17 protein-coding genes and 3 pseudogenes are annotated in these 25,957 nt (G+C 52.1%); 4 read left to right on the top strand and 16 right to left on the bottom strand.

The window, feature by feature from the left end:
* Window positions 1-4 precede the first annotated feature (4 nt).
* The 6 genes from napB to napF are packed head-to-tail and all read right to left on the bottom strand — an operon-like array spanning window position 5 to window position 5,233.
* Window positions 5-454, bottom strand: coding sequence for a nitrate reductase cytochrome c-type subunit (gene napB / locus ACUU1I_RS04220; protein WP_000835174.1), 450 nt, complete (start codon window positions 452-454; stop codon window positions 5-7).
* Window positions 451-1,314, bottom strand: a complete 864-nt coding sequence (gene napH / locus ACUU1I_RS04215) for a quinol dehydrogenase ferredoxin subunit NapH (RefSeq protein WP_000013513.1) — start codon at window positions 1,312-1,314, stop codon at window positions 451-453. Before napH ends, napB begins: the two co-directional genes overlap by 4 nt.
* Window positions 1,301-1,996 carry a ferredoxin-type protein NapG gene (gene napG, locus ACUU1I_RS04210; RefSeq protein WP_000091291.1) on the bottom strand — a complete coding sequence of 232 codons (696 nt, stop codon included), beginning with the start codon at window positions 1,994-1,996 and terminating at the stop codon, window positions 1,301-1,303. The genes napH and napG overlap by 14 nt, the downstream gene beginning before the upstream one ends.
* 6 nt (window positions 1,997-2,002) lie before the next feature.
* Window positions 2,003-4,489, bottom strand: a complete 2,487-nt coding sequence (gene napA, locus ACUU1I_RS04205; RefSeq protein WP_000778079.1) for a periplasmic nitrate reductase subunit alpha — start codon at window positions 4,487-4,489, stop codon at window positions 2,003-2,005.
* A complete protein-coding gene (gene napD / locus ACUU1I_RS04200) occupies window positions 4,486-4,749 on the bottom strand; it encodes a chaperone NapD (RefSeq protein WP_000557378.1) in 264 nt (87 codons plus the stop codon). The genes napA and napD overlap by 4 nt, the downstream gene beginning before the upstream one ends.
* Complete coding sequence (gene napF / locus ACUU1I_RS04195; protein ID WP_000686742.1) at window positions 4,739-5,233, bottom strand: ferredoxin-type protein NapF; 495 nt, start codon at window positions 5,231-5,233, stop codon at window positions 4,739-4,741. Before napF ends, napD begins: the two co-directional genes overlap by 11 nt.
* A gap of 108 nt (window positions 5,234-5,341) precedes the next feature.
* Here napF and yojO point away from each other — a divergent pair, with 108 nt between their 5' ends.
* Together yojO and eco are read left to right on the top strand one after the other, a co-directional pair.
* Entirely contained in the window at window positions 5,342-5,506 is a 165-nt protein-coding gene (gene yojO / locus ACUU1I_RS04190; protein WP_001296837.1) for a protein YojO, read from the top strand.
* Window positions 5,507-5,619: 113 nt separating this feature from the next.
* Window positions 5,620-6,129 carry a serine protease inhibitor ecotin gene (eco, locus tag ACUU1I_RS04185; protein WP_000712256.1) on the top strand — a complete coding sequence of 170 codons (510 nt, stop codon included), beginning with the start codon at window positions 5,620-5,622 and terminating at the stop codon, window positions 6,127-6,129.
* Window positions 6,130-6,278: 149 nt separating this feature from the next.
* Here the strand turns inward: eco and mqo are convergent.
* The 6 genes and pseudogenes from mqo to ompC all read right to left on the bottom strand — a co-directional run bounded on the left by mqo (window position 6,279) and on the right by ompC (window position 13,860).
* A pseudogene (mqo, locus tag ACUU1I_RS04180) lies at window positions 6,279-7,780 on the bottom strand (malate dehydrogenase (quinone)).
* A 340-nt stretch (window positions 7,781-8,120) separates the two neighbouring features.
* On the bottom strand, window positions 8,121-9,764 hold the full coding sequence (yojI, locus tag ACUU1I_RS04175) for a microcin J25 efflux ABC transporter YojI (RefSeq protein ID WP_000422173.1): 1,644 nt from the start codon (window positions 9,762-9,764) through the stop codon (window positions 8,121-8,123).
* A 75-nt stretch (window positions 9,765-9,839) separates the two neighbouring features.
* Window positions 9,840-10,434: pseudogene (gene alkB, locus ACUU1I_RS04170) on the bottom strand (DNA oxidative demethylase AlkB).
* A complete protein-coding gene (ada, locus tag ACUU1I_RS04165) occupies window positions 10,434-11,498 on the bottom strand; it encodes a bifunctional DNA-binding transcriptional regulator/O6-methylguanine-DNA methyltransferase Ada (RefSeq protein ID WP_000786340.1) in 1,065 nt (354 codons plus the stop codon). Before ada ends, alkB begins: the two are co-directional and overlap by 1 nt.
* Window positions 11,499-11,571: 73 nt before the next feature.
* The gene (apbE, locus tag ACUU1I_RS04160) at window positions 11,572-12,627 is read right to left on the bottom strand and encodes an FAD:protein FMN transferase ApbE (RefSeq protein ID WP_000406130.1); all 1,056 of its coding nucleotides are present in this window, start codon (window positions 12,625-12,627) and stop codon (window positions 11,572-11,574) included.
* Window positions 12,628-12,738: 111 nt separating this feature from the next.
* Window positions 12,739-13,860, bottom strand: coding sequence for a porin OmpC (gene ompC, locus ACUU1I_RS04155; protein ID WP_000865562.1), 1,122 nt, complete (start codon window positions 13,858-13,860; stop codon window positions 12,739-12,741).
* 737 nt (window positions 13,861-14,597) lie between these two features.
* On the opposite strand from ompC, the gene rcsD reads away from it, so the two are divergent.
* Window positions 14,598-17,270: a phosphotransferase RcsD gene (gene rcsD, locus ACUU1I_RS04150; RefSeq protein ID WP_001249095.1), complete on the top strand. Its 2,673-nt coding sequence runs from the start codon at window positions 14,598-14,600 to the stop codon at window positions 17,268-17,270.
* A gap of 16 nt (window positions 17,271-17,286) precedes the next feature.
* Window positions 17,287-17,937 (top strand): response regulator transcription factor RcsB, encoded by a 651-nt coding sequence (gene rcsB, locus ACUU1I_RS04145; RefSeq protein ID WP_001419944.1) that lies wholly within the window; start codon window positions 17,287-17,289, stop codon window positions 17,935-17,937.
* A gap of 199 nt (window positions 17,938-18,136) precedes the next feature.
* On the opposite strand, the gene rcsC is transcribed toward rcsB, so the two are convergent.
* From rcsC to ACUU1I_RS04125, 4 genes and pseudogenes are all read right to left on the bottom strand, one after another.
* Window positions 18,137-20,986: a two-component system sensor histidine kinase RcsC gene (gene rcsC / locus ACUU1I_RS04140; RefSeq protein ID WP_005069833.1), complete on the bottom strand. Its 2,850-nt coding sequence runs from the start codon at window positions 20,984-20,986 to the stop codon at window positions 18,137-18,139.
* 274 nt (window positions 20,987-21,260) lie between these two features.
* Window positions 21,261-22,037: a YfaP family protein gene (locus ACUU1I_RS04135; RefSeq protein WP_001225871.1), complete on the bottom strand. Its 777-nt coding sequence runs from the start codon at window positions 22,035-22,037 to the stop codon at window positions 21,261-21,263.
* Between the two features lie 4 nt (window positions 22,038-22,041).
* Entirely contained in the window at window positions 22,042-23,691 is a 1,650-nt protein-coding gene (locus ACUU1I_RS04130) for a YfaQ family protein (protein ID WP_001104552.1), read from the bottom strand.
* Window positions 23,692-25,957, bottom strand: a pseudogene (locus ACUU1I_RS04125) (alpha-2-macroglobulin family protein); the annotation flags it as partial.

Below are 25,957 nucleotides of genomic sequence, written 5' to 3'. Positions count from 1 at the left end.
CCTCTTATTTCCCGTAACCTTTTGATGGGGTAAAGGTATTCCCCACGATTGGCGCGGTATCGGCCTGCGGTACGTGACATTGCAGACAGAAATAACGACGCGGAGCCACTTCCGCGCCCACTTTGCCGTCGCTGTCCATAAAGTGAGTAGGACTGATACGCGGCGCGCCAGTGGTGCGATAGCTTTCGACACCGTGGCACTGCAAGCAGCGATTGGTATTGGTCGTTACCTGATAACCTTCAACGCTATGCGGGATCATTGGCGGCTGATTCACATAGTTCAGCGGCATCCGATCCTGCTCTTTTGGCATCCGAATGGCCCCTTCCTGCGTCCCGGATACTTCCGGCGACTGGCTAAAATCGACGCCATTAGCCGCCCAAACCGCGCCGCTTACCACCAGGGCCAGCATCGCCGTCCATTGACACAGCGCTTTCTTCAGGTCATGGCTTTTCATGATTTCGCTCCCGAACTCCATCGTGTAGTTATTGTAAATACATCCTCAGAACAGACATCCACGCAGCGACCGCACGTCATGCAATCGCGGCTGGTGACCTGCACCGGGCTTTGTTCATCCAGCACCGGGGCACGTAGCACATGCGGTTCCGGGCAAACATGAAAACAATCCATACAGCGGTTACATTTCTGCCGATCGCTGGCCGCAACGGTAATCACACCTTTGCTACCCAGCACGCCATACAGCGCGCCAACCGGACAAATGTGCCCGCACCAGCCGTGTTCAACGACCAGTAGATCAAATAAAAACAGCGCGAGAATAAGCAGCGCGCCGCTGCCGAAGCCCATTACCAGGCTACGCCCCATCAGAGAAACGGGGTTGATCCATTCCCAAATGAGCGTGCCAGTTAAGGCTGATCCCACCAGAATGACCACCAACAGCACGTAGCGAATGTGGCGAGGGATCGTCGCAGACTGATTGAGGTCAAAGCGCCTGCGTAACCAGTTCGCTAAGTCGGTAATCGGGTTCAGCGGGCAGACCCAGCTGCAAAATAATCGCTTTCCCGCCAAGGCGTAGAGCACGGTGATAATCACCGCACCGGTCAACGCCACCGTGGCAGGCAGATGACCACTGGCAAGACTTTGCAGCGTCATCAGCGGATCGGTCAGCGGAACGGTGTCGAATAACAGGCTACTGCTGTAGTTGCCGTGCAAGATCCACACACCAAACCATGGACCGCTCAAAAACATCCCCAGCACGAAGAACTGACAAAGGCGACGTAACACCAGCCAACGGTGACTGCGCCACCAGCCTTTTTTCTCCAGCGCCTCGCGCCCGGCGTCACGTTTACGATTTGCCATTGTTCCCCTCCAGCCAGCCGAAGCGGTAATGGTGACCTAACTCCCCTTTCGCCAGTGACAGCGGTAACACCTTGATTGCCGGTTGTTCCAGCACGCATACTTTTTCGCACTTACCGCAACCGGTACAGGCGTCGCTGTGAACCGTCGGCAGAAAGCGGGCGTGCTTACCGGTACGCGTGTTGCGCTCCAGCTCCAAGGTGATGGCCTCATCAATTTTCGGGCATTCGCGATAACAAACATCGCAGCGCAGCCCCTGAAAGTTGAGACAGTTTTCCTGGTCCACCAGTACCGCCAGCCCCATCCGCGCGTCGTCGATCGATTCAATCTCACGATCCAGCGCACCGCTTGGGCACACTTTGGCGCACGGAATGTCCTCACACATTTCGCAAGGAATATCCCGTGCGACAAAATATGGCGTGCCCGCCGACAGACCAGAGGCCAGCGTCGCCAGTTTTAAGGTGTCGTAAGGGCAAGCCTGAACACACTGACCGCAACGCACACAGGCACTGGCAAAGGCGTTCTCGTTTATGGCTCCGGGCGGGCGCAACCGCACGCCAGATGCGCGTGCGGTTTGCTGTTGTAACCCCAGCGCCACACCCACGGCAGCCAGCCCGCCTGCTGTGCGAACGACATCGCGCAGAAAGCGGCGGCGACCATTTTGAGGTTTCGCTGACCGGGACATAATGGCTTACACCTTCTCCAGTTTGACCGCGCACTTCTTGAAGTCCGTCTCTTTCGAGAGCGGATCGGTCGCATCCAGCGTCAGTTTGTTAACCAGCTGTGCGGCGTCGAAGAACGGCATGTACACCAGGCCCTGTGGCGGACGGTTACGACCGCGCGTTTCAACAATCGAGATCACTTCGCCACGGCGAGAAACCACTTTCACTTTGTCGCCACGGCGCAGATCGCGCGCTTTCGCATCCAGCGGGTGAATAAACAAGACCGCTTCCGGGAAGGCGCGGTGCAGTTCCGGCACACGGCGAGTCATACTGCCGGTGTGCCAGTGCTCCAGAACGCGTCCGGTAGAGAGCCACAGGTCGTACTCTTCATCCGGTGCTTCCGCCGCCGGTTCGAACGGCAGTGCGAAGATCACCGCTTTGCCATCCGGTTTACCGTAGAACTTATAGCCTTCGCCCGCTTTCACGTACGGGTCGTTACCTTCGCTGTAACGCCACTGTGTTTCTTTACCATTCACCACCGGCCAGCGCAGACCGCGCGCTTTGTGGTAGTCATCGAACGGTGCCAGATCGTGACCGTGACCGCGACCAAACCATGCGTACTCTTCGAACAGCCCTTTTTGCAGATAGAAGCCCAGCTCGCGGGATTCATCGTTCAGCTGATCTTCCGCCAGTTCGGATACCGGGAATTTGCTCACTTCGGGGGTGGCATACAGAACTTCGTACAGCGTTTTGCCACGCAGTTCCGGTTTCTTCGCCAGCAGCTCTTCCGGCCATACTTCTTCAGTTTTGAAGCGGCGGGAGAACTGGACTAACTGCCAGAGATCCGATTTCGCTTCGCCTGGCGCCTGTACCTGCTGACGCCAGAACTGAGTACGGCGTTCGGCGTTACCGTAAGCGCCCTCTTTCTCTACCCACATTGCGGTCGGCAGGATCAAGTCGGCGGCCAGCGCACTGACTGTCGGATACGGATCGGAGACGATGATGAAGTTGCGCGGATCGCGCCAGCCCGGCATACGCTCTTCATTGATGTTCGGCCCGGCCTGCATGTTGTTGGTACACATGGTCCAGTAAACATTCAGCTTGCCGTCTTTCAGCGCACGGTCTTGTGCCACCGCATGAAGACCGATTTTCGCCGGAATGGTGCCGCTCGGGATATTCCACTTCTTCTCACAGATATCACGATGTTTCTCGTTAGTTACCACCATGTCCGCAGGCAGACGGTGAGCAAAGGTGCCCACTTCACGCGCAGTACCACACGCAGAAGGTTGCCCGGTCAGGGAGAACGGACCGCAACCCGGCTGGGAAATTTTGCCGGTCAGCAGGTGCAGGTTGTAGACCAGGTTGTTGGCCCACACACCACGGGTATGCTGGTTGAAGCCCATCGTCCAGTAGGAGATGACTTTCTTGTTCGGATCGGCATACAGCTGCGCCAGTTGTTCTAACTGGTCTTTCGGCACGCCGGTCATTTCAGCGGTTTTTTCCAGCGTATACTCAGCAACGAAGGCTTTGTAATCTTCAAAGCTCATCGGTTCGGAGGCGTCAGAACCCGGATTCTTCGCTGCTTTTTCCAGCGGATGGGTCGGACGTAAACCGTAGCCGATGTCCGTCGCCCCTTTGCGCAGGTTAACGTGCTTGCTGAAGAAGTCCTGATTTATCGCATTGTTTTGAATGATATAGTTGGCGATGTAGTTCAGGATCACCAGGTCAGATTGCGGCGTAAAGATGATGCCGTTATCCGCCAGCTCGAAGCTACGATGCTGGTAGGTAGAAAGCACCGCCACGGTGACGTTCTGGTTAGAGAGACGACGGTTAGTGATGCGTGACCAGAGGATCGGGTGCATCTCCGCCATGTTAGCGCCCCACAGCACAAACGCGTCAGCCTGCTCGATGTCGTCATAGCAGCCCATCGGCTCATCCATACCAAAGGTACGCATAAAGCCAACTACTGCCGACGCCATACAGTGACGTGCGTTCGGGTCGATGTTGTTCGAACGGAAGCCCGCTTTGAACAGCTTGGACGCGGCATAACCTTCCCAGATAGTCCACTGACCAGAACCGAACATACCGATCGATTCCGGCCCTTTTTCTTTCATGGCGGTTTTGAATTTCTCTTCCATCACATCGAAGGCCTGATCCCAGGTGATTGGGGTAAATTCGCCTTCTTTGTCATATTTACCGTTTTTCATACGCAGCAGCGGCTGCGTCAAACGGTCTTTACCGTACATGATCTTGGGCAGGAAATAGCCCTTAATGCAGTTCAGGCCACGGTTAACCGGTGCGTCCGGGTCGCCCTGACAGGCCACCACACGCCCCTGCTGCGTTCCGACCAGAACGCCGCAACCAGTACCGCAGAAACGGCACGGCGCTTTATCCCATTTAATGGCTTCCTGCTGACCAACAACGGCGCGGGCAACGCCCGGCACGCTGAGACCGGCAGCCGCCGCAGCGGCCGCAACGGCGTTAGCTTTCATAAAGCTACGACGACTGAGTTTCATGGTGTTTCCTCACCTTGCTCTTCCTGCTGGTGATAAACCAGCGACACCGCCAGCACGCCCTCTACGTTGCGTACTGACTCAATGGTTTGGATCAGCGTTTCGCTGTCTTCTGCTTCCACCACCACAATCAACTGACCGCTCGGCGCGTCGCTGACAGCAACTTCACAGCCGGGAAAGGCGTTCAGTTGGGTGCTGATGTCTGAAATTCGTTCGCTTTTGGCCTGCACGACCAGGCTGCAAACTTGCCAGTTAGTGTGCATGGAGATACTCCGCAGTTATGGCTGATACCGGACAGCTGGCTGCACATGCTCCACATCCGTTGCAAAGTTGGCTATTAAGTTGCGCCTGGTAGATCCCGGAGAGCGTCGGGCGAAAGATAATTGCCATTGGCTCACAGCTATCCTGACAGCGGCGGCATTCAACTGACTGATACGCCAGGCACGCGTCCCCGATGGTGAACTGCAAATCCCAGACCCTGGTGTGGCGCGGAGAAAATAGCGATTCGGGGCAAGCCTGCGCGCAGGCGTAACAGAAGCTGCACTCGTTATTTTTGAAATTAACGCTCGGATAGCCACCCGTGCCGCGTTGCAGAATGTTGTTTTCACAAGCATTAATACAGGCGTCGCAGCGGGTGCAATGGGTCAGAAAATGAGATTCATCACCGGACCAGGGCGGACGGATACCGTTACTGGCTTTGCGCCAGCGACCAGTGAGTATGCCCCGACGGGATGCATCAATCTTCACATTGACCTTCCATCATTAACGCGCTCTGAAAATTGAGAGCAACCAAATAGACCGCATAATTAATAAGCCATTTTTATAGCCGCTAAGATATTAAAGGATGTGTCAAAGATGCATACCCCGATCGGGGTAAAACCTGTAGCAGGATCAAAAGAGTGGCGGGAAGCGTGGCAAAAACGGGCTTTTGCTCACATTTCAAATGGTTATAAACATATTTATATAGCGATTAATTCACCAGAGATATTTCTGCTTGTTTGCTCCCTCATCAGAATTTAACACTAAAAGAGCAGGTAAAATTGTCTGAATGTTCTTTAAGTTATTCATAAAGCAAATTAATAAATCTGATGAATATGTTAACCTTCAGCGACATCATCGGTGAAAACCTATAAATGAAGAAGGAAAGCAAAAAAATGAAGACCATTCTACCTGCAGTATTGTTTGCCGCTTTCGCTACCACTTCCGCCTGGGCGGCAGAAAGCGTCCAGCCACTGGAAAAAATCGCGCCTTATCCACAAGCTGAAACAGGCATGAAGCGTCAGGTGATTCAGTTAACCCCGCAAGAAGATGAATCTACCCTGAAAGTAGAACTGTTAATCGGTCAGACGCTGGAAGTCGATTGCAATTTGCATCGTCTCGGCGGGAAGCTGGAAAGCAAAACGCTGGAAGGCTGGGGCTATGATTATTATGTCTTTGATAAAGTTAGCTCGCCGGTTTCCACGATGATGGCCTGCCCGGATGGCAAGAAAGAGAAGAAATTTGTCACCGCGTATCTGGGCGATGCTGGAATGCTGCGTTACAACAGCAAGCTGCCGATCGTGGTGTATACGCCAGACAATGTAGATGTGAAATACCGCGTCTGGAAGGCGGAAGAGAAAATTGACAACGCGGAAGTTCGCTAAACTGTTGTGAAGTACGGCACCCCGTTGGTTGGATAAGGCGGTTACGCCGCATCCAACATCTAACGCCCGAGCCGGTTGCCTGATGCGACGCTGGCGCGTCTTATCAGTATACGCCACATCCGGCATACCATGCCGGATGTGGCACATCATTACAACGCAATATCCGCCACTTCTTTTTGAACGGGTTGCGGTTTCAACTGCGGTTTCGGCGTACTATCTGCTGCTTGCGGTTTGTCGTATTTCAGCCCCAGCACTTCGCTGGTGTACTGCAACTCGCGTTCTGTTGCCGCTACATCACCGTTCAGCTTGCGTCCATAAGACGGAACGATCGCTTTCAACGTAGACTGCCATTGCGGGCTGGAAACGCGATCGCCAAATACTTTTTCCAGCAGATTCAACATAATCGGCGCGGCGGTTGACGCCCCTGGCGATGCCCCCAGCAGCGCCGCAATGGTCCCTTGCTGGTCACTGACCACTTCGGTACCCAGACGCAGTACGCCACCTTTCTCGGCATCACGCTTGATAATCTGCACACGCTGCCCCGCTTGCCACAAACGCCAGTCCTCTTTTTTCGCTTGCGGATAGTACTCTTTCAACGCTTCAAAACGATCCTCTTCACTCAACATCACCTGACTCACCAGATATTTCACCAGATCGAAATTATCCAGCCCGACGTGCATCATCGGCATCACGTTAGAGGTGGTGGTGGAACTCATCAGATCCCACAATGAACCGTTTTTGAGGAATTTGGTTGAGAAGGTGGCAAATGGCCCAAACAGCACTACGCGTTTACCGTCCAGAACACGGGTATCGATATGCGGAACCGACATCGGTGGTGCGCCAACGGATGCTTTACCGTAAACTTTCGCCAGATGGCGATTAACCACGTCTGGATTTTCCGAAACAAGGAACTGTCCGCCCACCGGGAAACCGGCGTAGTCTTTCGCTTCCGGAATCCCCGATTCCTGTAACAGCTTCAGCGCCGCACCGCCCGCGCCGATAAAGACAAATTTGGTGCGGATGTTCTGTGCAGTGCCGTTTTTCAGATCGGCAACGGTAACGGTCCAGGTGTTATCGTCATTACGCTTTAGGGCGCGGACTTCGCTGCTGAGTTGCAGCGAGAAGTTAGATTTCTTCTGTAAGGAAGCAATTAACTGGCGGGTGATCTCACCATAGTTCACATCAGTGCCAATTTCTGTTGCGGATCGCGCCCTTCCATCACTAACGGTGCCCACTCTTTGATCTGCGCGTGATCTTCAGAGTAACGCATACCGCGAAACAGCGAGCTTTGTTGCAACGCGGCGTAACGGGCGCGCAGGAAATTAACGTTATCCTCGCCCCAGACAAAGCTCATATGCGGAACGGTATTGATAAATGAACGCGGAGTACGCAGCACGCCGCGCTCGACCTGGTGCGCCCAGAACTGGCGGGAAATCTGAAATGCTTCGTTAATGGCGACTGCTTTTTCAATACTGATGCTGCCATCGGCGTTTTGCGGGGTGTAGTTCAGTTCCATCAGTGCAGAATGCCCGGTTCCGGCGTTGTTCCAGCCGTTCGAACTCTCCTGCGCGCCCCCCTCCAGGCGCTCCACCATGGTCATCGACCATTCAGGCTCCAGCTCGCGTAAATAGGTCCCCAACGTGGCGCTCATAATGCCGCCGCCAATCAACAGTACATCAGTTTCCTGCTCCTCGGACGCTTTCGCTTTTGCCGCCATCGAAACGGCATTAAGCCCCACGGCCATCGAGAAGAGCATGGCAGTCACTTTTTTCATCTTGTTAATGCCTTACTTTTAGTCGCTTTATTGCAGGTGAGATTTGCGCGGCATCAACGGTAACACTTAAGTAACAACATTTAAATAATGTTTATAAATTATATTCTAATTTTAGAAACATTATAATTTCGTTGATTAATTATAGGGTTATTAGAAATGAAGGGATTTTTAGCATATTGACCTGACGGCAGCAGTCCGCCAGGTCAGCGTCGTAATATTATGCCGTCCGGGCAACGGCATCACGCGAAGCGGCATCGCGCTCTTCGCCCGTCAGCTCGCTAAGTTGCCCATTGCGCATTTCCAGCAGGCGGTCGGCGTGGATAAAGTAATGATCATCATGACTGATAGCGAAAATAGTTTTACCCATCTCCTGCATCAGCGGCAGCAACACCTGATAAAACTCACGACGGAAGTGTGGATCCTGATCCGCCGCCCATTCATCCAGCAGGATAATATCGCGTTCTTCTGCCAGCGCCAGCAACAGCGGCACGCGTTTTTTCTGCCCTTTTGATAACTTCAGGTTAACAATACGCCCGTTGCTTAACTCAAGCTTATGAGCCATTTTCAGCTGCGCCAGCCACTTCTCAACCAGTTGCGGGTTAGCGGGTTGCCCCTCCGGCCCCAGCAGTTGATCAAACAGCCAGACATCGGTAAACACTGCCGAAAACAGTTTGCGATAATCTTCCGGTTGTTCGCCGCTGACAGGTTTGCCATCCAGCAAGATTTCGCCGCTTTGTGGCTGATACAAGCCCGTCAACAACATCGCCAGCGTCGATTTTCCGCTACCGTTGCCGCCAATCAGAAACAGCAGCTCGCCACGTTTGATGGTGAGATTAATCGGACCAACGGAAAACGCGTTATCCTGATAAGCAAACGTCACGTTACGCAGCTCCAGCGTTTGCCAGTTGGGAAACGCCTGCGGGCGCGGAAACTCAGCTTTGAAAGGCGCGAGCGCGAATTTGTTCAGCTTGTTAAACGCCACCTGCGCCGTCAGCAGCGTCGGCAATGCGCCAACCGCCGAAAGCAGCGGCGTACGCAGGAATAACAGCGTCAACGAATAGGTCGCAGCAACGTTGGTATCAGCCCAACCGAGACTGTTCGCCATCCAGAACACCAGGCCGATAGCGCCCAGCATCATGATGTTTGACCAGTTCACGGCACTAAGATGGAAGGTGTCTGCGCGAATAATATGATGGCGATACTCTTGCGCATCGGGGATGTAGAGGTTGTTAAACACATACTCGGCGCGTTCCCGGTTCAGAGTCAGCTCTTTGCGCCCTTCAAGTACAGTTTGAAAATCCGTGTACAGCTTGTCTTCGGTTTCACGTAGGGTCGCCATATGTTTGTACACCCGCGCCACCAGCACAAAACCGCCCCAGATGGTGATCGCCATCCAGATAGCCGTTACCAGCAACATTTTGCCCGACAGCATCCACAGATACGCCGATGAACCGATAGTGAGAATGATCCCCTGCCCCAGTTCCGGCAGACGCACAAAAGCAATGGTGATATTGCGCACATCGCTGGTTAATCCCGCCAGCAACGAGGCGCTACCGAGTTGTTCAATGCGCTCGACGTGGGTATCCAGAATCCGCTTGATAAATTCACTACGCAGTCGGTAAACGAAGTGATGCCCCAAAGTGGTGAGCGCCAGTTGCGATCCGAGAGTGACTGCCATCAACAGCAGCAATAATCCCAGAAACTCCGGTAACACCAGCAGACTGGTATCCGCCGTTTCGATAAGGCGCTGATTGATAAAAGCAATTAAGCCAATGCCTAATGCCGCACTGGCGAGGCTTAGCGCCATCACACTGATAAATGGCCAGCGATACTGCCGCCAGACAAGTACAAGAAGTTCCATGCAGAAAACCCGGACAATGAATTACAGCCCGCAGTTTAAACATCTTCGCGCGCACAGCAATAATAATTCTTATTTTTATTCTTTTTTACCTGCCTGACGGAATGTCAGGTTGTAGCGGCAGTCGGTGGTGAGTGGATGAAACCCCGCTTTCAACGGTTGAATACCGTGATAAAACAGCCGCGATTCACCGCCCCAGGCCACCAAATTGAAAAATCGCGGGTAAGCCCAGAGAAACAGAAACAATTGGCGCGCGCAGATCCGGTTCGTCTTTATCCTGATGCAGCGACAGTTTCGCGCTAGGAGCGTAGCGGTTGATAAGACAAGCATCTGGCTGGAAATCTGGATAGCCCGCCGCCGTAGCCGCACGTTGACATAAATCATGAAAGCTTTGTGGCATGGCGGGCCACGGTTTATTTGTTTGCGGATCAATGGGCGAATAGAGATAACCTTGCCGATGGGTCGTCCAGCCCAGATGCCCACAGTTGGTCATCGCCACCGACATGGTATATCCGCCTGGAGCGACCATCTGGCGAAACGGCGACTGGCTGGCAACGTCATTAATATCGCGGATTAGTTGCTCCGCAGCATTAAAAGCAAAACGCCGTAAAATTACCGCACCAGCCGCCAGTGGCTCTTGCCACGGTTCAGCATCGGCAAACAGATCCAACATTACCTCTCCTCATTTTCAGCTTCGCGGCGCAGCAGTTGCGCTTTACGCGACACGCCCCAGCGGTAACCGGAAAGTGTGCCATCACCACGGACCACTCGATGACAGGGTATTACGATAGCCAGCTTGTTGGCGGCACAGGCGCTGGCAACGGCCCGTACCGCTTTCGGTTTGCCGATGGCGTTAGCCAGTTGCTGATAACTGACGGTTTCACCACAAGGTATCGTGCGCAGTGCCTGCCAGACTTGTTGCTGAAAAGCAGTGCCGCGAATATCCAGCGGTAACGTCAGCGGCGTATCGCGTTGATTGAGGCTGGCGATCACTTCACGCACATGTTGCTGAAACGTCAGATCGGCAGGCGCGTTGTCGGCAGCGGGAAACATCTGCTGCAACTCGCTGATTAATGTCGCGTCATCATCGCCCAGCAATATCGCGCAAATCCCCCGCTCGCTTTCTGCCACCAGGCAACGACCCAGCTCACAATCAGCCAGCGCGTAACGCACCGCCAGATTTTCGCCACCGTGACGGAATTGTTTAGCCGTCATGCCCAGCGTTTCATCGGCTTTGCGGTAGTAACTGCTGCTGTCGGGGAATCCGGCGTTAAGAATAGACGTCGTCACGCTCTCCCCTTTCGCCAGCGATTCGCGCAAACGGCGAGCGCGCCAGGCCTGTTGCCAGGCTTTAGGCGTCATTCCGGTAGTAGCTTTAAACAACCGATGTAGATGAAATGGACTCATCGCCACCTGGTCGGCTAAGGCTTCCAGCGTTACAGGCGTTTCCTGTTCCAGCAGTCGACACGCGTGGGTGATTTTATCCAACCGATGTTGCCGGGGATTGGCTTTGTCTGGCTGACAACGTTTGCAGGGGCGAAATCCGGCGGCGAGTGCCTCGCTGGCATTTGCGTAGAAGGAGACATTTTCCCGCAAGGCATGTCTGGCGCGGCAAGACGGACGGCAAAAGATACCCGTGGTGCGCACGGCGAAAACGAATTCGCCGTCGGCATCCGGGTCGCGGGCTAAGACAGATTGCCAGCGTTGATCGTCAGTTAAGCATGTGGCGTTTTTCATAATCAGCTCCCTGGTTAAGGATAGCCTTTAGTCTGCCCGGTCACCATCACGCAAAAACCAACAATCTTGCGCTTTAATTTTTTTCGCTGACAAGGAAGCTTTTAAACTGTGGTGACATCCAGGTTTTAAAGCTATCGCCTTCTTTGGTGATCATATAAACCGCCAGCCCTTCCCGGCGAACAACCTCTTTGGCTTTCTCCGGCCCGAGTACCATCAAGCCAGTATCCCAGGCATCGGCTTCCAGCGCCGTCGGAGCAATCACCGTCACGGATACCAGATTGTGTTCGATGGGACGCCCGGTTTGCGGATCGATAACATGGGAAAGACGTTTGCCGTCCAGTTCGTAATAGTTACGGTAGCTGCCAGAAGTGCTAATCCCATGACCGTTGATATCCACCACAGCCTGAACCGCGTTTTCTTTATCGGTTGGTTTTTGAATCGCTACCCGCCACGGCTGGCCTTCACCGTTCATACCACGGCTGTTCAGCGCGCCGCCCACCGACACCAGATAGCGGGAAATCCCTTCCTGCTCCATCAAGCGTGCCAGGTGATCCGCCGCATAACCTTCACCGACGGTGGAGAGATCGACATATAAATCCGGCAGGTCTTTTTGCAGATATTGCTGATGCGACTGATTGATGACCGTCAGGTGCTGTAAGCCGGTTTTGGCTTTCATCGCATCGATCTGTTCCTGGCTCGGAATTTGAACCGGCTGTTGTTCCGGGCCAAAGCCCCACAGATTCACCAGCGGCCCGACGGTAATATCCATCGCACCATCGGTCCTTGCCCCAATGCGCAGCGAGGTGGTGACGATATCGGCCATCGCTTCACTTACCGGCCACGGCGACAAACTTTGCGAGTCGTTAAAGCGCATCAGCGCGGAATCTTTTTTATAGGTCGAAAGCAGCTGATCGTCGGCGTCCAGCTGGGTCTGAATCTTTTCTTTAAGTTCGGCACTGCGTTTGGCATCAATGCCCGGGATGCTGGCACGCCAGAAGGTACCCATGGTTTTGCCTTCAAGAACGGTAACTTCAGTAGCGTGGGTTTTGGCGGGTTGTGGTTTTTGATCGCAACCAACAAAGAAGAGCGCGGCAACCAGCAGTGCCACGCGGGTAAAGCTTATTTCCATACGTGATTATCCTCATGCGAACGGTCGCAAGAGTACACCAAAAAACTGTGTTTGTACGCTGAAAACAATGAAAAAAGGGCCCGCAGGCCCTTTGTTCGATATCCATCGAGATTAGAACTGGTAAACCAGACCCAGAGCTACGATGTTATCAGTGTTGATGCCAGCGTCACGAGTGAACTGGTTGTCGTCCAGCAGGTTGATTTTGTAGTCAACGTAGGTGGACATGTTTTTGTTGAAGTAGTAGGTCGCACCAACATCAACATATTTCAGGATATCTTCGTCGTCGTAGTTACGACCATTGATGACACCCAGGTTTTTACCTTTAGACTGCAGGTAAGCTAGGGACGGACGCAGACCGAAGTCGAACTGGTACTGAGCAACAGCTTCGAAGTTCTGTGCTTTGTTCGCCCAACCCAAGTTGCCTACGCGAGTTGCGTTGTAGGTCTGGGTGTACTGAGCAGCTAGGTAGATGTTGTTCGCGTCGTATTTCAGACCACCGGTGTAGGTTTCAGCGCGGTCGCCATTACCGATGTAACGCTCATCATAACGGTTCAGACCGAAGTTCTGGTCATCAGTACGTTTGGAGCTGGAAACTGCAGCACCGATACCGAAGCCTTCGTAATCATAAGTAATAGAACCGCCAACGCCGTCACCGTTCTGACGCAGAGCTTCACGACCGTTGTTGGTCATGCCTTCACCTTCCGGGCTACCGTTTTTGCCCTGATACTGAACAGCGAAGTTCAGACCGTCAACCAGACCAAAGAAGTCGGTGCTACGGTAGGTTGCGAAGCCGTTACCACGCTGCTGCATGAAGTTGTCAGAACCGTAAGTGTCACCACCGAATTCTGGCAGTACGTCGGTCCAGGAAGTTACGTCGTAAACTACGCCGTAGTTACGACCGTAGTCGAAAGAACCTACATCCTGGAATTTCAGACCTGCGAATGCCACACGGGTCCAGGAGTTGTTTTCGTTTTCAGCGCTGTTGCCCTGGATCTGATATTCCCACTGGCCGTAACCGGTCAGCTGGTCAGTAACCTGAGTTTCACCTTTGAAGCCAAGACGCATGTAGGTCTGGTCGCCATCTACAGACTTGTCGTCAGAGAAATAGTGCAGGCCGTCTACTTTACCGTACAGATCTAATTTGTTGCCGTCTTTGTTGTAAACTTCAGCAGCGTTTGCTGCTCCTGCTACCAGCAGAGCTGGGACCAGGAGGGACAGTACTTTAACTTTCATGTTATTAACCCTCTGTTATATGCCTTTATTTGCTTTTTTATGCCACTGCATACTGATTAACCCTCATTAATCAGTCGGCAAGTCCATTCTCCCCAAAAATGCAGAATAATCCAACACGAATATGATACTAAAACTTTTAAGATGTTTCATTTATCGCTACAGATGTTTCAAAATGTAAATACAAGGGAACTTTTTAAGATTATTGCGGAATGGCGAAATAAGCACCTAACATCAAGCAATAATAATTCAAGGTTAAAATCAATAACTTATTCTTAAGTATTTGACAGCACTGAATGTCAAAACAAAACCTTCACTCGCAACTAGAATAACTCCCGCTATCATCATTAACTTTATTTATTACCGTCATTCATTTCTGAATGTCTGTTTACCCCTATTTCAACCGGATGCCTCGCATTCGGTTTTTTTACCCTTCTTTACACACTTTTCATTATTCTGTGCTACCACAGAAAAACTATAACGCTTGTTAACTATTTCACAAATAATTAACATCAGCATAATTTCCAGCAATCTTTGTTTATTTACAATTAATTTCGTTGGGCTTTTTGTAGGTTATTTGTACAGCAAAATGGCGCTTGTACATCTATTTCCCCCCATACAGGATGATAAATATCACGGGAGAATAGAGAATCATCAATCAGGTAAGAGTCTGGAATTTCACACTGTACCCTTTATACTGCCCTATCACTTCGCGAAGTTTTAACAGGTCATAAACACGAATGCGTCAGAAAGAGACAACGGCCACGACCCGCTTTTCACTCCTACCGGGGAGCATTACCCGCTTCTTTTTACTGTTGATCATTGTGTTACTGGTGACGATGGGGGTAATGGTACAAAGTGCCGTTAACGCCTGGCTGAAAGATAAAAGTTACCAGATTGTCGACATTACCCACGCAATCCAAAAGCGCGTCGATACCTGGCGTTACGTGACCAGGCAGATCTACGACAACATTGCCGCGACGACCTCCCCCTCCTCCGGCGAAGGTTTACAAGAGACGCGCCTGAAACAGGATGTCTACTATCTGGAGAAACCACGCCGCAAAACGGAAGCGTTAATCTTTGGCTCTCACGACAACTCAACGCTTGAGATGACTCAGCGGATGTCCACTTATCTGGATACATTGTGGGGTGCAGAAAATGTACCGTGGTCGATGTATTACCTGAATGGTCAGGATAACAGTCTGGTGCTGATCTCAACCCTACCCCTTAAAGATCTCACCTCCGGATTTAAAGAATCGACCGTCAGTGACATTGTTGATTCACGTCGTGCAGAAATGTTGCAACAGGCCAACGCCCTCGATGAACGCGAAAGTTTTTCTAACATGCGCCGCCTGGCCTGGCAGAACGGTCATTACTTTACCTTGCGTACCACGTTCAACCAGCCGGGACATCTGGCAACGGTCGTGGCTTTTGATCTGCCGATTAATGATTTGATCCCACCGGGTATGCCGCTGGACAGTTTCCGCCTTGAGCCAGACGCGACGGCAACGGGAAACAATGATAATGAGAAAGAAGGGACGGATAGCGTCAGTATCCACTTTAACAGTACGAAGATTGAAATCTCCTCGGCACTCAACTCTACCGATATGCGCCTGGTCTGGCAGGTTCCTTATGGCACCTTATTGCTGGATACGTTGCAAAACATTCTGCTGCCACTGCTGCTGAACATCGGTTTGCTGGCGCTGGCGTTATTTGGCTATACCACATTCCGCCATTTCTCCAGCCGCAGTACAGAAAGCGTCCCCAGCACGGCGGTCAATAACGAATTGCGCATTTTACGGGCAATTAATGAAGAGATAGTCTCACTGTTGCCGCTCGGCCTGCTGGTTCACGATCAGGAATCGAACCGCACTGTCATAAGTAACAAAATTGCCGATCATTTGCTGCCGCATCTGAATCTGCAAAACATCACCACCATGGCGGAACAGCATCAGGGGATTATTCAGGCGACGATCAATAACGAGCTGTATGAGATCCGCATGTTCCGCAGCCAGGTCGCGCCGCGCACACAAATTCTCATTATTCGCGATCAGGATCGCGAAGTGCTGGTAAACAAGAAACTCAAGCAGGCGCAGCGTCTGTATGAGAAAAACCAGCAGGGGCGGATGACCTTTATGAAAAACATTGGCGATGCGCTGAAAGAACCCGCACAGTCCCTGGCGGAGAGTGCGGCTAAACTCAACGCCCCGGAAAGCAAACAACTGGCGAATCAGGCAGATGTGCTGGTGCGGCTGGTCGAAGAAATACAGTTAGCGAACATGCTTGCGGATGATAGCTGGAAAAGTGAGACGGTGCTGTTCTCCGTGCAGGATTTAATTGATGAAGTTGTGCCTTCAGTGTTGCCTGCCATCAAGCGTAAAGGTCTGCAACTGCTGATTAACAATCATCTGAAAGCACACGATATGCGCCGCGGCGATCGCGATGCCTTACGACGTATTTTGCTGCTACTGATGCAATATGCCGTGACCTCAACGCAATTGGGAAAAATCACCCTTGAGGTTGATCAGGATGAGTCCTCTGAAGACCGCCTGACATTCCGCATTCTGGACACGGGAGAAGGCGTAAGTATTCATGAAATGGATAATTTGCACTTCCCGTTTATCAACCAGACCCAAAACGATCGTTATGGAAAGGCGGACCCGCTGGCATTCTGGCTGAGCGATCAACTGGCACGTAAACTGGGCGGTCATTTAAACATCAAAACGCGGGATGGGCTTGGTACACGCTACTCTGTGCATATCAAAATGCTCGCCGCTGACCCGGAAGTTGAAGAGGAAGAAGAGCGTTTACTGGATGATGTCTGCGTAATGGTGGATGTTACTTCGGCAGAAATTCGGAATATTGTCACTCGCCTGTTAGAAAATTGGGGTGCAACCTGTATCACACCCGATGAAAGATTAATTAGTCAAGATTATGATATCTTTTTAACGGATAATCCGTCTAATCTTACTGCCTCTGGCTTGCTTTTAAGCGATGATGAGTCTGGCGTACGAGAAATTGGGCCTGGTCAATTGTGCGTCAACTTCAATATGAGCAACGCTATGCAGGAAGCGGTCTTACAATTAATTGAAGTGCAACTGGCGCAGGAAGAGGTGACAGAATCGCCTCTGGGCGGAGATGAAAATGCGCAACTCCATGCCAGCGGCTATTATGCGCTCTTTGTAGACACAGTACCGGATGATGTTAAGAGGCTGTATACTGAAGCAGCAACCAGTGACTTTGCTGCGTTAGCCCAAACGGCTCATCGTCTTAAAGGCGTATTTGCCATGCTAAATCTGGTACCCGGCAAGCAGTTATGTGAAACGCTGGAACATCTGATTCGTGAGAAGGATGTTCCAAGAATAGAAAAATACATCAGCGACATTGACAGTTATGTCAAGAGCTTGCTGTAGCAAGGTAGCCTATTACATGAACAATATGAACGTAATTATTGCCGATGACCATCCGATAGTCTTGTTCGGTATTCGCAAATCACTTGAGCAAATTGAGTGGGTGAATGTTGTCGGCGAATTTGAAGACTCTACAGCACTGATCAACAACCTGCCGAAACTGGATGCGCATGTGTTGATTACCGATCTCTCCATGCCTGGCGATAAGTACGGCGATGGCATTACCTTAATCAAGTACATCAAGCGCCATTTCCCAAGCCTGTCGATCATTGTTCTGACTATGAACAACAACCCGGCGATTCTTAGTGCGGTATTGGATCTGGATATCGAAGGGATCGTGCTGAAACAAGGTGCACCGACCGATCTGCCGAAAGCTCTCGCCGCGCTGCAGAAAGGGAAGAAATTTACCCCGGAAAGCGTTTCTCGCCTGTTGGAAAAAATCAGTGCTGGTGGTTACGGTGACAAGCGTCTCTCGCCAAAAGAGAGTGAAGTTCTGCGCCTGTTTGCGGAAGGCCTCCTAGTGACCGAGATCGCTAAAAAGCTGAACCGCAGTATTAAAACCATCAGTAGCCAGAAGAAATCTGCGATGATGAAGCTGGGCGTCGAGAACGATATCGCCCTGCTGAATTATCTCTCTTCTGTGACCTTAAGTCCGGCAGATAAAGACTAATCATCTGTAGGCCAGATAAGACGCGTTAGTGTCTTATCTGGCATTTGCACCGATTGCCGGATGCGGCGTAAACGCCTTATCCGGCCTACGATTCCCATTATTTCAACAGATTACATTAAAGTAGGCCAGATAAGACGCGTCAGTGTCTTATCTGGCATTTGCACTGAATGCCGGATGCGGCGTAAACGCCTTATCCGTCCTACGAATCCCGCGATTTCCTGACCCTCTCGGCATATACCGTCAGCGTCTTTTTTATCACATCCAGCGTTACCGGCTTCGAGAGGCAGCTGTCCATACCGGACTCCAGACACCGCTGCTTCTCTTCAGCCAACGCATTAGCAGTTACTCCGATTACCGGCAACGTCAGTCCCAACTGACGAATGCGTTGCGTCAAGCGGTAACCATCCATATTTGGCATGTTGACGTCGCTAAGCACGATATCAATATGATTCTTACTAAGTACATTAAGCGCATCGACGCCATCATTCGCGGTTTTACATTGATAGCCCAACGATCCCAACTGATCTGCCAGCAGACGTCGGTTAATCGGATGATCATCCACGACCAGAATCATCATATCGTCGTTATCGCTGACCGCTTTGTCCGTCGACGGCAGAGCGTTAGCAGGATCGTCGCTCTCCATCTCGATCAAATAAATACGCGCCAACAATGCCGGTAGCTCATGCGGAGCAGCCACACTGTGTACCCACTCCCCTGGCGCTTTCTCCAGCGGAATACCAATATGGCGACGACAGAAGGTCACTACCGCTCTGCCCTGCCATTTTTTACTCACTACCTCGTCAGTGATTAACACATCTTCGGGAGTCGGTTCCTGCCCTTCGTATGTTGTAACGACGATGCCGCTGCGCTGCAAACTGGTTTCCAGGAACTGACAGAGCGACGCATTGCGGACCGCCAGCCAGCAGCGTTTACCACTCAACCCTTCCACGCCTTTTTTCTGCGGGTACTGAGCGCCGTACAACGGAATACGCACGGTAAACTGGCTGCCCATTCCCGGTTCTGAATCTACCGAGATATCGCCGTCCATCATGCTGATCAGTTTTTCACAAATCGCCAGACCCAGACCGGTCCCCTGGAAGTTTCGCTGTACGCCCGTTCCAACCTGGAAGAAGGGATCAAACAAGCGCACCACTTCTTTCGCCGGAATCCCCACGCCGGTATCGCGAACACGGATAGAGAGATAATCGCCATCAGCGCGAACATGCAAAACTATACAGCCGGTATCGGTGAATTTTATGGCGTTACTCAACAGGTTGGAGATGACCTGCTGTAAACGCATCGGGTCGCCATTTAAGGCCACTGGCACATCCGGTTCAATAAAGCAGTACAAGCCTAACTGCTTGCGTACCACCAGCGGTAAATAGTTGGCGGTGATGTGGTTCATCACTTCACGCGGTGAAAACTCACGCGGTTCGATCTTCAACTGTTCCGATTCAATCTTCGAGAAATCGAGAATATCGCTGATAATTTTCAACAACAGGCTGGAAGAGTTGTTCATTGCCGTCACCAGACGATCGACGCCTTTCGGTAACTCTTTGGTTTGCAACAGATCCAGGTTACCGATAATGCCATACAGCGGCGTTCGCAGCTCATGACTGACGGTGGCAAGGAACATCGATTTTGACTGGCTCGCCTGTTCCGCTGCTTGTGCCATCTCCTGCAACGACTCTTCCATCTTCACGCGCGAAGAAACATCCACCAGCACACAAATGGCCACGTTTTCATTACGATAGCGCGAATGGACGAAGCTGATTTGCAGATTGGTATTGTTGCTGGTCAGGACATCAACAAAATTGACCTGCTGCCCACAGATAATTTGCGTCAGTCGTTGGCGGTCCTCATGCGTAAGCATATTGAGATAGGTATGCGCCAGTTCGTTACTTAAAATATTGACGCCATCAGCGGTACGCAAAATGCAGATACCCACTGGCGCGGAGGCGACAATCTTGCGATTGAACTGCTCATGTTCTTCCAGTCGCAGGGCGTCGCTTTCCGCCGGAATGAAAATACGTCGCTCGTACATCCGCGCGAGAGTAAACAATGCAGCTCCGGCAAGCACATTCAGCAAAATTGCGTTAAGGATCAACATGCGAATGCGTTCCAGCACCTTATCAACCGGCACCGAATACACGATGCTTAGCGATGAGGGTGGCAGATTTTTCTTCAGCACCAGCTCCCGGAACCCTTCCGTATAGCCAAACCAGGAGCGTTCCTGCATCCAGCGAGGATCGCCCTTAATTTTACTTTCTGGTCCGGTAAGCGAAATCAGGGTATGACCATTTTCATCAAGAATGGTAACCCCCATCGGCAACGTACCCGGTAAGAAAAAGTTCTCCATCCGGATGGTCTGCTCGACACCCAAAAGCGCCTGCAACCGGTTCGCCAGATAAACTGGCGTCAACGCGTAAAAATACCCGACGCCAGGGCGCGGACCTTCGCTGATCCAGTAGAGGTTACTGCCGCTATCATCTTGTGGTGCATTTCGATATTTATTGATGCGTTCATGCAACGCTTTCAACGCGGTATCGCGTTCCACTGGCATATCACGCAGACCGAAATTGGCCATGCAGAGGTTATCACTGCCGATTAAAAATACCCGGTTGAGATCGTAAGCCGCAGAAAAATTATCGCGCCAGTAGCGCATAAACCACGCCAATGACTCCAGAGAACCTCGCCAGGTGTTACTCATTGCGGAACAATCGGAGTCGGCAAACAGCGGTTCAAACGCAGGCACATCCGCCTGCGTTTCTCGTCCACGCGGGGAAAGCACACCGTTTTCTGCCGATAAGCGATTTTCGGCGATGTACTTAAGCTCTTTCATCACATCAGAGGTGCGTTGAATAAAGCGCTGAGCCTGATCGGAACTCAGATTAAATTCCTGACGAATTTCCGATTCTCGCTGATGTAACGCATTAACGATGTAAAAAACGGATGAAAAAGCAATCAACAGCCAGAGCACTAACGCCAATGCTCTGAACATGTAGCGCGAGGCTTTCAGGGTTGTACGAAAAGAAGCAAGGTATTTCAAAGGGGCGAAGCTCCGCCTCAGGTGACCGATGGAGTGTGGTTAAGGTAGCGGTAAAAGCGTGTTACCGCAATGTTCTGTCACCATTGCAATAATGCGTATCGCTTAGAAACCATTGCCTTAACCAGGAAAGCCGGAGTAGATGGACAGTTCTCAGTACGAAAAATAAGAAATGACCAATCTGCCGACGCTTGTTAATGGTTATATCCTGGCGTCGGCAGATCGCCCAGCAGTCTTATCTGAAAAAAGAGAGAGCCAGGTTGTGTGAAGGGATGGATCACCAGTCAAAACTTTTCACCAGCGTCAGCTCGCCAGCATTACGCATCGGTACAATAAATGTTTCCTGTTTCTCATTGACCGATCCTTCATCGGTGATCAGCGTCAGTTGGGCGGTCGTCAATTCCGTTTCGCTGCGCCCACCATAGTAGTTGATATACACCTGATAGCGCCCGTGAACTGGTGCTGGCATGGCGAAAATCTCGGGTCCGTACCCCGTCGTGACATCCATATCCAGTGCACCACTGTTTTTCAGCACGGTGTTACCGTACCAGGCGTGTTCGCCATCGGGCGTGACAACATGGAGATCGAGATCGGTATTGTCCATATCCCACGAGAGAACCAGCCGTAAACGTGCACGAATAGTTCCTGTACCCGGCGTTGAGTAAAACTGCATTTTTTGCCGGCTTTGCCCATCCGGGCTGATGACCTGCACGCTGTTGCTGCCTTCAGTGAAAATATAAGGGCGTGCAAATGAACCATCGGATTCAATTCTCTGCGGCATACTGGCACCGTTGACCACCAGCCGGCCCTGCTGAACTTTACCCGCCGCAGCATAATTCTTTATTTTGCCGCTGATCTGCGCTGAGATATTTTGATCATCTGCCATGTTGACGGACGACGCCGGGTAATTGATCGATTGTGAAAAACTGGCATCTTCGCCCTCTGCCGGATGCCAGCCAGAGAGCGGTGCGTCAATCTCGACTTCCTGCACACCTTCACTGTGAGCGACAGGCGAAAGTGCCACCAGTAACAACGGAAGAAAAATCTTTCGCATAGCATTAGTCCATTAATAATTGTCGGGTCAGCGTTTCGATATAGTTCTCATCAAGCCCGGTGGGATAACCATCAAAGGCCAAGTGCAGATACTCATGGGTTAAATCCAGCCGATCCTGAAGCGTAAAGAAGTTACGAATAAACAGCCGTTTCTGCTGCCGATCGGTATAGGGGAAACCTGAGACTAAACGACAGACCGCAAACACGTCTGGTTCGTTGTACCCCGTCTCGCCTTGTAATATACGCCGCCACTGCGGCATTTTTTTCGCCAGCCAGGCTTTCGCTTTGGGTAATAACTGGCAGGTTGAGCGTGGAGCTCCCCAGCGGCTAAGGCTGTTGTCGGGATAAGCAAACGCGAGTATCTGGTCGTAACGCTCCCCCTGCCCCGCCTGGGCCGTGGCTTGCCGCCAGGAAAGTGTCCCTTCGGTAGCGCGACTGCCATGATAATGAACCGGATCGCCTGCATAGATGAGCTCCTGCGTCCAGGCGGTCATCGTTCGCGCCCCCGTGGTCGCTGGCGAAGCAGAAACACGCTGCGTGGCGCTGCTGCCGGGGATGGTCAGGCAATCACCTTCCCGATTGGCGTTTTGCTGTAAAAAAGTACGTATCGCCACAGTCATGGCTTTCGCTGCCTCAGGTGGCGTACTTTTCGCCTCGCGATCCAGAACTCTGGCAACGTACTCTTCACGATCGAGATGCGACTGCAATTTCAGTTTGCCCTTTTCGCTCAGTAAGGTCGTCTCACCGTGGCTGACAAACGTAATGTGGTTACCATTAGTAAACGTCACACGATAGCGCCCATTAAGTACGCTGGGTTTTACTGCCGTCGTACTCTTTTCCGCTGTGATTTTCTTCAGCGGATAGCGGGCAAACAGCTCCACCTCTACACATTGCCCACTGGCAACCTGCGTCGGCACTGGCAAAACCCGATTAAGCACCGTCGCATAACGGGTTAGTACCGTTTTGCTGGTGCCACTGCCAGTAACCCACAGCGGTGTACCATCGGTTAACCAGCCAGCAAAACCACCCTGACGGATTTCCTGTTTATCATCGGCAAACCAGCTCCAGGTTTTCACCCGTACCCGACTACCGAGCATGGATGAGACACCGATTTTCGCCTCGTCCAGCACCACATCCAGTAAGACTTCCTGAGCTTTGTTTTGCGCAGGTAACGTCGCTAATGAATCAAGCAGCGATTTAACCGTTACCGAGGTTTCTGGCTTCAGCGTTGTAAGAGACGCTAACCACGCAGGTGCCTGACGCTGTTGCCAGTATTGCCCCCACACATCTGCGCCAATATGCAACCGCTGCGGCGCAAAATAGAGCCCACAGGAACGTACCAGCGCGGTATCGCGCGTTATGCTCTCCCCAGCCTGACAACAATAAACCTCTTCCGGGGAGTTTCCGCGACACTGGTAGGGCTGCTCCGGTTGATGGGTATCCTCCAGCCAGGCGTAAACATACAGTTTCCACAAACTCCCTAACGGCGTGGTGAGCGAGTCAGGTAATGCTGAGACTTTGGTCACGCCTGATGACGACAGCTGATACAGTTGATCGTGCTGCGCACCGCGCAGCACCAGTTGTAACGGCGTCTCCTCCGCAAGCGTTGGCAGAGTAACCAACGCCAATAGCCAGACGATTCTGCGCCAGTTCACTTATTTCACCTGCATCCCGGTCCATTCACTCCCTGCCGCGACACTTTGCTGCGCAGGTGCATAGGAACGCACATAACGAGCAGGAGGCAGAACGAATTGCCCTTTTTGCGAGAAGCGCAGCAAATGGCGGAAAGTGACCGTTCCCGTCAGTTCTTTCACCGGCACCATATAGGCCAGTTCGCCCATTTCATTACGCGCTTTTTCCAGCAATTGCCCCTGCTGTTCCGCGGCGTTGGGTTTATTGACTGAAATGCCCCATGTTGTGCGCTCAACGTCGGCTCCCGGCGGGAGCGGTACTTCCACCTGACCATAGCGCAGAACTGCATCCTGCTCGCAGGTAAGCGTAATTTCATCGAGATACAGCGCATCGCTGTCAATCTCATTGCTGGTCACCGGCTGCAGAGTAAAGCTCATCTCTTCTTCACCGGGGATAAGCCGATACAACTGGCGTTCAACGGTCACCGGAATGTTACTTTGTTGAGCCGTTTTTGCCGGTTCACGCCAGCGGACCTGCACATTTTGCGGCGATAATTCGTCACCAAAAGAGAGAATGTCCGGCACACCCTGACCAACCCAACGCCAGTCTTCGCCCCCTCCAGTTAACTTATGTTTAGCCCATGCGCCCGCAGGCGCAGGCAAAACAACTGGAGGCATTGTCGCCATATATTTCGCCAGCCAGTTCATGGCCAGCGCGCGCTCAATAGTGGATTGCTCAGCGGTCAAACCATTAAAATAGCGGCCGTCTGGGTAGCGTCACCACCGCTATTGAGCAGCACAACCGTGTGCGCCAGCGGCTGATTGCTGTTTGCCGCTTTATCCCACGCATATTGCTGAACCTGTGGCATCACCGTGGACTTCAACTGCGCTTTTTTCAGCAACGTCATGGTTAAGACGTTTGCCACCGCATCTGCCAGTGGAGATTCCGGTGTATCGAGGATCAGGCTGTCATTGATATCGCGGATGTCTTCCTCAGAGAAATCTTCATCTTTAGTTCCGCGCCGGGCGATAGCTTCATCCCCCCCTTTCAACAACGTTTTGCACGGCAGATTCATCTCCTGTGCCCACGCCAGCACCAGCGCCCGATGCAATAACGGCATGTTATCCGCCTGCTCGGCATAACTGTCGAGCATATGCTGCCAGTATTCCGGTTGTTGCGTTACGCCGAGCGCCTGGCTGGCCTGCCAATCGGCGTACCATGCCCATGCCGTAAGGAAGGCGTCACCATTGCCATCTTCACCCCACCAGGTAAAGCGCGCTCCGGGCCCCGCCAGTTGCATCAGCCGCAGACGGTTATCCTGAATCATCTGACGAATGTCGTTAGCGGCGGCACTTTGATGATCGGCAAGCGAACGCCAGGCGAGACTGAGCGGGATCAGACGGCTACCGGTGTTGATCACCCCACCCCACGGTTCATCGACTAACGCATCAAGATTGTTGCGGAAAATCTCCTGCGGCGTTTCACTACTTTGTAGCCGGATATTACTCGCCTGCTCGGGCAACATCAGCGCGTTCTCGCCACCGCCGAGCATGACATTTTTCTGCTGTTCAACGGGCCAGCTGTTGTCCACAAAAGACAGTTTTGTGCTAATGCTGTCCTGCACTTGCCCATTTTGTTGCAGTTCTGCACTTAACAAGCCAGATTGCTGAATATTCTGCGTCAGCGAAATATAATTCGCCCCTTTGTGCAGCGTCAGCGTCTGGCGCATCTCAGCGCCTGCAAATTTAGTCACCAGCGCCACCGGTTCGTTATCCTGCTGACTGAAGATAAACAGTCCTGCCGCCGGTTTGTCGCCCACGCGATACACCGTTGGCATACTCCACTTCATGTAGAGATTTTTTTCCGAACGCAGATAAGCACGCCCCTGCCCGACCAGCCCGTCGCCGTTCATCCCACGCGCGGTGATACGCCAGCGGGTTAACGAATCAGGCATCAGGAACGTGAAATACGCTTTGCCTTGTTTATCGGTTGTGAGTGACGGCATCCATGCCGCGGTATCCACCTCTTCACGCCGTGGACGTTCAGGCATTTTTACTCGCCGCTCGCTGCGGTTAGTCGCGCCAGGCGCAACCGGCTCGCTGGAGAGCGCCTGGTCATAGCTGATAAACGACAGACTGGAGCTGGTACGCACATTGTTACGCCCCAGCGGATAGAAAAATTTGCCGATATTCGGCGCGATTTCTGGTTGCAGCGCGTAGATCATTTCATCGACCACGCCTACCGTTAGCTGCGCAGAAACAGGTTTACCTTTCAGCGACGAGGTTAATT

Source organism: Shigella sp. SIG3 (assembly GCF_053555855.1).
The sequence above is the reverse complement of the archived record's forward strand: the minus strand, read 5'-3'. Positions and strand labels throughout refer to the sequence as shown.